The organism is Streptomyces glaucescens (assembly GCF_002154375.1).
Taxonomy (GTDB): Bacteria; Actinomycetota; Actinomycetes; order Streptomycetales; family Streptomycetaceae; genus Streptomyces; species Streptomyces glaucescens.
Genome location: NZ_MUND01000579.1, coordinates 1 through 485, shown reverse-complemented (window position 1 = coordinate 485; position 485 = coordinate 1). Strand labels below are relative to the sequence as shown.

The 485-nt window shown below is 68.9% G+C and carries 1 protein-coding gene; it reads right to left on the bottom strand.

Annotated elements, in window-relative coordinates:
* Nucleotides 1–485, bottom strand: a 485-nt coding sequence (locus CCN42_RS32210) for a YihY/virulence factor BrkB family protein (RefSeq protein ID WP_245877568.1), incomplete at both ends; no start/stop codon positions are given.

Genomic DNA, 485 nt, shown 5'->3' with positions numbered 1-485 from the left:
GGGGCTGGCCCAGTACAGCAGCGCGATCATGAGGGTGACCAGCAGCACCAGGACGGGCCACTTGGCGATGCCCCACACGGTCAGCGCGGTGTCGCCGAGACCCAGGAGGTCACCCGCCCGGCGGGCCAGGCCGCCCGTGAAGACCACGATCAGTGCGCTGATCACGGCCATGATCAGCAGGGAGACGGTCAGTCCCAGACGCACCGGCAGGATCGCCCACACCGGCCGTCCCTCCGGGATGTCGTAGACGGCGTTCGCCGTGCGCATGAACGCCGCCACATATCCGGACGCGGACCACACCGCGAGGACGAGACCGATGATCGCCATCAGGGAGCCGGTGCCCGCGTTGCCCTGGAGCTGTTCGACGGCGCGCGTGATGATGTCGCGGGCTGAGCCGGGAGCCAGCTGCTCCAGGTTCTCCATCACCTTGTCGGTGGTTGACCTGCCGGAGATGCCGAGCAGCGAGACGAGCACCAGCAGCGCGG